The 7,502-nt window shown below is 64.6% G+C and carries 5 protein-coding genes; 1 reads left to right on the top strand and 4 read right to left on the bottom strand.

What is annotated here, in order from left to right; genetic code table 11:
- Positions 1 to 288 precede the first annotated feature (288 nt).
- Positions 289 to 873 (top strand): DUF2378 family protein, encoded by a 585-nt coding sequence (locus D7X74_RS36860; protein WP_120537667.1) that lies wholly within the window; start codon positions 289 to 291, stop codon positions 871 to 873.
- A 67-nt stretch (positions 874 to 940) separates the two neighbouring features.
- Here D7X74_RS36860 and D7X74_RS36855 read toward each other — a convergent pair whose 3' ends face one another.
- From D7X74_RS36855 to D7X74_RS36840, 4 genes are all read right to left on the bottom strand, one after another.
- Positions 941 to 2,131, bottom strand: a complete 1,191-nt coding sequence (locus tag D7X74_RS36855; protein ID WP_199732967.1) for a peptidoglycan DD-metalloendopeptidase family protein — start codon at positions 2,129 to 2,131, stop codon at positions 941 to 943.
- 99 nt (positions 2,132 to 2,230) lie between these two features.
- Entirely contained in the window at positions 2,231 to 3,724 is a 1,494-nt protein-coding gene (locus D7X74_RS36850) for a SpoVR family protein (protein ID WP_120537665.1), read from the bottom strand.
- A 50-nt stretch (positions 3,725 to 3,774) separates the two neighbouring features.
- Positions 3,775 to 4,884: a DUF444 family protein gene (locus D7X74_RS36845; protein WP_120537664.1), complete on the bottom strand. Its 1,110-nt coding sequence runs from the start codon at positions 4,882 to 4,884 to the stop codon at positions 3,775 to 3,777.
- 30 nt (positions 4,885 to 4,914) lie between these two features.
- The gene (locus D7X74_RS36840; protein ID WP_120537663.1) at positions 4,915 to 6,978 is read right to left on the bottom strand and encodes a PrkA family serine protein kinase; all 2,064 of its coding nucleotides are present in this window, start codon (positions 6,976 to 6,978) and stop codon (positions 4,915 to 4,917) included.
- Positions 6,979 to 7,502 lie beyond the last annotated feature (524 nt).

The raw sequence follows: 7,502 nt of genomic DNA, 5'->3' as shown, positions 1-7,502 counted from the left end.
GAGGCGGGAGGAGCCATGAGTCGGTCGTCTCGGAGGTCGCGAAAGGGTGGTACTTCTGACGCCCTCGTTGGGACGAGGGCGCATCCGGCGCGAGGGTATCGTGTCGGGGCCCGCCCAGGCACAGGAAAGCCGCAAGCCCGCCCCCGGGTTGGTCGCTCCCCCCACCAGTGAGGGAAGGTGCCCCGCGACCCGCCGTGACGTGGGCCGAACCCGGGGAAGGGTGGGCAGGCGGGCCTCGCTCGCCAGGGATCCTGTCCAAACCGGAAATTGGGGTAGAACGGGGAATGAATGGCTTCTCCCCTGAGTGACCTGAACCCGCGCATCGCCCTGACCCGTCCAGGGGACACGGTGCGGGGGCTGAGCTTCACGGCGGTCCTGCATCTGATCCGCACGCACCTGGGACGCGACACCGCGGACCGCCTGCGCGCGCCGCTGATGCAGCGCAACCCGGTGGACTTCTTCTCCTACCCGGCGGTGGACTTCCTGCGCCTGCTGTCCTTCGCGGCGGAGGCGCTCCAGCCGGAGTTCGGCACGCACGACGCGGCCCTGCGCGCGTGTGGCGGCGCCATCTGCGGGACCTTCTTCGAGTCCACGGTGGGCCACACGCTGCTGCGCCTCACCCTGGGCAACGACCCCAAGCGCATCTACAGCAACGCGCCCACGTCGTACGCCACCGCGGTGAGCTACGGGCAGCGCGAATACCAGGCCCTGGGCGACAAGCGCGTGCGGCTGCTCTTCCGGGACGACCTGCTGCCGGTGCAGGTGCACGAGGGCATCCTCGGCGGGGCGCTCACCGCCCTCCAGCGCGAGGGCCAGGTGCGCGGCACCGAGCTGTCCCTGGGCGAATCCGAGTACCTCATCGAGTGGGTCTGAGAAACACGTCGGGCCCGCCCTCCGGTGAAGGAGAGGGGCCCGGGGGGAAGCGAAGCTCGCGCTCCAGCTACTTCGCGGCGCCCGGCGGAGGCGCGGCCTTGCCCGCGACGGCGGCCACGGAGACCGCGTCCAGTTGCTGGGCCATGTCATGCGCCTTGGCGAGGAAGTCCCCGGTCAGCTCCTTGGGCAGCGGATCCGCGCGGGGGAACTTCTGGGTGAGCGGGTTGGCGTAGGTGCCGTTGCGCTTCAGGCCGAAGTGCAGGTGCGGGCCGGTGGAGCGGCCGGTGTTGCCCGAATAGGCAATCACCTGCTTCTGCCGGATGCGGGTGCCCGCGCGCACGCCGTCGCCGAAGCGCGACAGGTGCATGTACTGCGTCTCCATGCCGTTGGAGTGGCGCAGGACGACCATGTTGCCCGCGGCGCCCGCGTTGCCCGCCGACACCACGGTGCCGTCCGCCACGGCCCACACCGGGGTGCCAATGGGCGTCCCGTAGTCCACGCCGTTGTGGTTCTTCACGTACTGGAGCACCGGGTGGAAGCGCGACCCGAAGCTGCTGGTGACGTGCGCGTACTTCAGCGGGCTCTTGAGGAAGGTCTTCTTGGCGCTGGCGCCGTCCTCCTGGAAGAAGTTCGCCTCGCCGTTGGGCAGCACGTAGCGGAACACGCGCTTGTTGCCGACAAGCCCGCCTTCATACGTGGCCGCCAGCACCTCGCCGTAGCGCAGCACGCGGCCCTTGGAGACGAACTTCTCCACCAGGGCCTTCGCCTTGTCGCCCTTGCGCACGTCCCGGTAGAAGTCGATGTCCCACGCGAACACGTCCGACAGCACCAGCCCGATGGACGGGTCCTCGCCGGCCGCCAGCGTCGCGTCGTAGAGGGACGTGCTGATCTCCAGGGAGACGAGCGACACCTGCTTCTCCACCTCGATGGAGCGCTTGCTGCCGACGTACTTCTCCCCGTCGCGGCGCACCTGCCACTCGTCCACGGTGCTCTGGCGGTAGTCGAAGAAGTCCAGCTCGCCGTTGCGCATCACCAGCCGGAACTGGTCGCCCACGCGGGAGCGGCGGAAGTCGAACACGCCTTCCAGCGCCGCGATGACCGCTTCCACCTGCGCGTCGGGCAGCGCCGCTTCATGCAGCGCGCCCGCCAGCGTCTGGCGCGGCTCGATGCGGCGGTTCTTGATTTCGAACTGGGTGGCGGCTTCCGACGTCGAAGCCACCCCGAGGGCGGCGAGGCACAGGAGGGAGGCGGTCTTCATGAGGGCGGACAGGAGTGTAGAGGACTGTTGCACCTCCGCCCAACTCCTGGCTTCACGTCGCCTGCCCGCCCGGCTGCTCCTGCCCTGTGCCCCGGAGACCTACAGTTCCACCTTCTTCTCCGAGTGGTGCTGCCCGTCGAAGCGCAACAGGGCGCCCTTGCCGTCGTAGCGGGTGACGATGTTCACCGGCCGGCGCCACAGGCTCTGGAGGTTGCGCAGCGTCTCCCGCGCGTAGTCGCCCTTCAGGTCCTGCCCGTCGTGCTTGTGCGCGAGCAGCAGCTCCGAGCGGTTCTCGTAGTTGCCGTCCACCACTTCGATGATGGGCTGCCCGAAGTTGGTGAGCGACGTGAGCAGCTTGTTCTTCACCTTGCGGAACTCGCGGTCCAGGATTTCCCACGAGTTGCGCTTCTCGTTGAAGCCATACACGAACAGCTTCTGCTGGAGGGCGAACTCGGCGGTGAGGAACGTGTCGATGAAGGTGATGTCGTTGTAGTGCTTGCGGACCTCGAAAATCTTTTCACGGCCCGCGCCCAGCTTCTTGTCCCAGGACTGGCGGGCGCGCAGGTCGTCGCACTCGTCCCATTCCTTGCCGAACTTGCCCTTGTTCCACCGGTCCTCGATGTCCCGCCACAGCTCGATGCCCAGCTTGTACGGGTTGATGGCGCCGGGGCGCACGCCCATGGTGCCGGAGTGGTGGTCCGCGTAGTCGATGATCTCATCATCGCGCAGCGCCCTGCGGGTCATGATGGTGGAGTGCCAGTAGCTGGCCCACCCCTCGTTCATGATCTTCGTCTGGCCCTGCGGCGCGAAGTAGTACGCCTCGTCGCGCAGGATGGAGAGGATGTCCACCTCCCACGGCTCCAGCGGCGCGTGCTCCAGCAGGAAGTACAGCACGTCCCGCTGGGGGCGCTCCGGGAAGCGCTTGCGCTGCGCCTTCTCGTCCTCGGAGTGCTTGCGCTGCGAGTCCAGGAACTCCGAAGGGTTGATGTAGCCGCGCATGTACTCGCGGTTGACCTTGAAGCCCTCCACGCGCTCGTTGGACTTGAGCTCCTCCTCCGCGCGCTGCGGGTCGGGGTTTCTGCGGATGTGCGGCGCGTGCTGGTCGATGAGGTTCTCCAGCGACAGCGTCCGGTCGATGAAGTCCTCCACCTTCTCCACGCCAATCTTGTCCACCCAGCGCCGGACGCGGGTGGCGTGGTTGGCCATGTCGTCAATCATCCGGCGGTTGGTGTGCCGGAAGGAGAAGTTGTTCTTGAAGAAGTCGCAGTGCCCGTAGACGTGGGACATGACCAGCTTCTGGTCCACCTCCGGGTTGCTCTCCATCAAGTAGGCGTAGCAAGGGTCGTTGTTGATGACGAGCTCGTAGATTTTCGAGAGCCCGTACTCGTACCCCTTCGCCAGCTGCTCGTACTCCATGCCCCAGCGCCAGTGGGGATAGCGGGTGGGGAAGCCGCCATAGGCGGCGACCATGTTCATCTCGTCGTAGCTGACCATCTCGAAGACGGTGTCGAAGAAATCCAGGCCGAATTCCTTGGCGTAGCCGTGGATTTCGTCCCGCAGCGACGCGAGGCGGGGTGTCAGGCTCTTGGGCATCGGACGGGTGCTCCGCTGAAGGTTGCTCCGATTGGGAATGGACGACCGCTTCAGCGGCCCTTGCCGAGGAAGTCCTTGATGGACGCATAGATGGCGTCCTTGTCCGCGATCTCGCTCAACGACACGTTGTTCGTGTCACCCACCGCCTCGCGCAGGTCCTTGATGAACTGCCCGCTGCCGTAGGGGGACTCGACCTGGCCGTAGGCGAACTGGTTCACCTGCGGGAGGATGTCGTTGCGCAGCATTTCAATGCACTGGCGCGTGTCATCCGCGCTCCAGTTGTCACCGTCGCTGAAGTGGAACGGGTAGATGTTCCACGCGCTCTTCGGGTAGTCCGCCTGGATGATCTCCCGGCACAGCTTGTACGCGCTGGAGATCATCGTCCCGCCGGACTCGCGGGTGTGGAAGAACGTGTCGCGGTCCACTTCGCGGGCGACCGCGTCGTGGATGATGTAGCGCGACTCCAGGCCCTTGTATTGGTGCTTGAGCCACGTATCGAGCCAGAAGCTCTCGATGCGGACGATCTCCTTCTGCTCGTCGCCCATCGAACCCGACACGTCCATCATGTAGATGATGACCGCGTTGGTGTCCGGCAGCTCCTGCAGCTTGTAGCTGCGGTAGCGCCGGTCCTCGCGCGTGGGGATGATGACCGGCATCTTCGGGTTGTAGGTGCCGGTGGCGATCTGCCGCTTCAAAGCCTGCTTGAAGGTGCGCTTGAAGTGCCGCAGCGACTCCGGGCCGGTGGTGTTGACGCCCGTGTACTTCACCTTCTGCGTGATGATGCGCTCGCTCTGCCGCCGCTCGATGCGCGGCAGCTGGAGCTCCTCACCCAGGATCTGCGCCAGCTCCTCCAGGGTGACGTCCACCTCCAGGGCGTGGTCTCCCTCGCCCTGGCCGGCCTGGTGTCCGTCCCCGGGCTCCACCGCCCCGGGGCCCAGCTGCTGACCTACCTCGCCGTCTCCCTGTCCGACGCCGCCCTGTTCTTTGTGGCCGTACTTGAAGCGCGGGATGTCGATGAAGGGGATGGGGATGCTGATGGCATCCTTACCCTTCTTGCCCAGCATCTCGCCCTTCTGCACGTACTTGCGCAGGTTGGCTTTGATCTTCCCGCGGACGATCTGTTTGAAGCGGGAATGGTCCTGGTGGATCTTCAAGGTCACGGCGGCACGTCCCCTGTGTGATGTCCGGAGTTACTCCTTCGCGTCACCACGGGCGAAGATGCTGGCCACGAAGTTGAGGACGTCCGTGGAGCAGATCTCGCAGTACCCGTAGTTCTTCATCATCCGGTCCTTCACCAGATCGATCTTCTCCTGCGTCTCCTTGTCCACGACGGAGGACACCAGGTTCTTGAGCTTGATGCTGTCCTTCTGGTCTTCAAACAGCTTCAGCTCCAGCGCCTTGTGCAGCCGTTCGTTGGTCCGGTAGTTGAAGGTCTTGCCCTCCACGGCGAGCGCGCCGATGTAGTTCATGATCTCCCCGCGGAAGTCGTCCTTGCGGCTCTCCGGGATGTCGATCTTCTCTTCAATCGAACGCATGAGGCGCTCGTCCGGGACCTCGTAGATGCCGGTGTACTTGTTGCGGACCTTCTCCTTCTGGGTGAAGGCCTTGATGTTGTCGATGTAGTTGCCGCACAGCTTGCCGATGGCGTCCTCGTCGGCGCTGATGGCGCGCTGGACCTCGTTCTTGACGATGTCCTCGTACTCCTGCTTCACCGTGGTGAGCAGCTCCTTCATCCGCTTGCGCGCGTCCTCGTTGTTGATGAGGGAGTGCGTCTTCAAGCCGGCTTCCAGCTCGTTGAGCACCATGAAGGGGTTGATGCAGCCCTCGCCCTTGTCGCTCACCAGGGCGTTGGAGATTTTATCCTGGATGTAGCGGGCGCTGATGCCCTCCAGGCCCTCGCGCACGCTCTCCTTGCGCAGCTCCTTGATGTTGTCCTCGGTGAAGTTGGGCAGCGTCTTCCCGTTGTAGAGCTTGAGCTTCTGCAGGAGCGACAGGTTGTGCTTCTTGGGCTCCTCCAGGCGCGTGAGGACGGCCCACATGGCGGCCATCTCCAGCGTGTGCGGCGCGATGTGCTTGCCCTTGATGGCGCGGGAGTTGAAGTCCTTCTCGTAGATCTTCACCTCCTCCGTGAGCTTGGTGATGTACGGGATGTCGATCTTCACCGTACGGTCACGCAGCGCCTCCATGAACTCGTTGCTTTCGAGCTTCTTGTATTCAGGCTCGTTGGTGTGGCCGATGATGACTTCGTCGATGTCCGTCTGCGGGAACTTCTTCGGCTTGATCTTGTGCTCCTGCGACGCGCCGAGCAGGTCGTAGAGGAACGCGACGTCCAGCTTGAGCACTTCGACGAACTCAATGACGCCGCGGTTGGCGATGTTGAACTCGCCGTCGAAGTTGAAGGCGCGCGGGTCGGAGTCGGAGCCGTACTCGGCGATCTTCCGGTAGTTGATGTCGCCGGTGAGCTCGGTGGAGTCCTGGTTCTTCTCATCCTTGGGCTGGAACGTGCCGATGCCGACGCGGTCCTTCTCGCTGAAGATGAGCCGGTTGACGTGGATGTGGTTCATGACCTGGGCGAAGTCGCCCTTGTATTCGGTCATGAGCTCCTTGAAGACGAAGCGGCACGCGGGGCACAGCTCACAGCCATTGGGGATGGTGTAGCCGGACTCCGGCGGGGACAGCTCCGCGAAGATCTTCGGACGCCACTCCTTGGGGATGAGGTTGAGCGGCTCCTCATTCATGGGGCACTTCATCTTCTCCTTCGTCACCGTGCCGTCAGGCTGCTTCTTGTCGGTGAGCCAGGAGAAGGTGTAGGCGGCGCCCTCCGGGACCTTGGAGTATTCCTCCATGCCCTTCTTGAGCAGGCGGGCGATGGTGGACTTGGACGACCCCACGGGCCCGTGCAGGAGGATGACGCGCTTCTCCGTGCCGTAGCCCTGGGCGGCGGACTTGAAGACGTTCACCAGCTTCATCAGCGGGACGTCCAGGCCGAAGATGGCGTCACGGCCGCCGAAGCGCTCGTCACTGAAGAAGTGGTAGCGCGTCAGCTTCTTCTTGTTGTCGATGTACTCCGACTTTCCGTGACTGAGGATCATGTCGTAGATCCTCTGGAAGGCGGTGCGGGTGACCTTGGGGTTCTTGCGGACGATTTCGAGGTAGTCCTCGAACGAGCCGTCCCAATTGAGTTCCGCGTAGGTCTTCACGTCCTGGAACGCGGCGATTCTGGAGACCCACGAGCCCTTCTCAGCGTCCTTCATGTCTCTCCCTCGAGGCCACCCGGAGGGACGCGAACGGTCGCGTCCTCTTCGGAGAAGCCAACATGGTGAACCTGGAGGGCTGGAAGGCCATTCCACACCCACCCCGATGAGGTCCCAGGCGACGACAATCGCGAAGCTCTCGCCCCTTCGGGACCCCGCCGCGGAGTGGGACCGCGCGTCAGCTCGTGTCGGAGAGAAAAGCGCTCTCCTTCACGGGGTGAAAAGGCACTTCGATTATAAGGACCCTGGCCCACGCTGGGAGGAGCCCCCCCGGTGCGATGTGTCCGGTCCCACCGCGCCCAACCGCGCACTTCCCGACGATTGGGTCCCTGCTGGAGGACACCCCGTCCAGGGGAACCCCCACTGTGGGGCGGCGTCTCCGTCCGCTCCACATGTCGGCGTGATGGCCCGTGCTGCATTCCGTCCCGCCCGGAAGGGTGCGTAACAGCGCGAATCCCGCGCTGCCCGGGGAAGTGGTTTCGCGGTGGGGGAGCGGCAGGCGGGCGGGCATCGGGCAGGAGGGT

Origin of the sequence: Corallococcus sp. CA047B, assembly GCF_003612065.1 — a bacterium.
Lineage (GTDB): Bacteria > Myxococcota > Myxococcia > Myxococcales > Myxococcaceae > Corallococcus > Corallococcus praedator.
The sequence above is the reverse complement of the archived record's forward strand: the minus strand, read 5'-3'. Positions and strand labels throughout refer to the sequence as shown.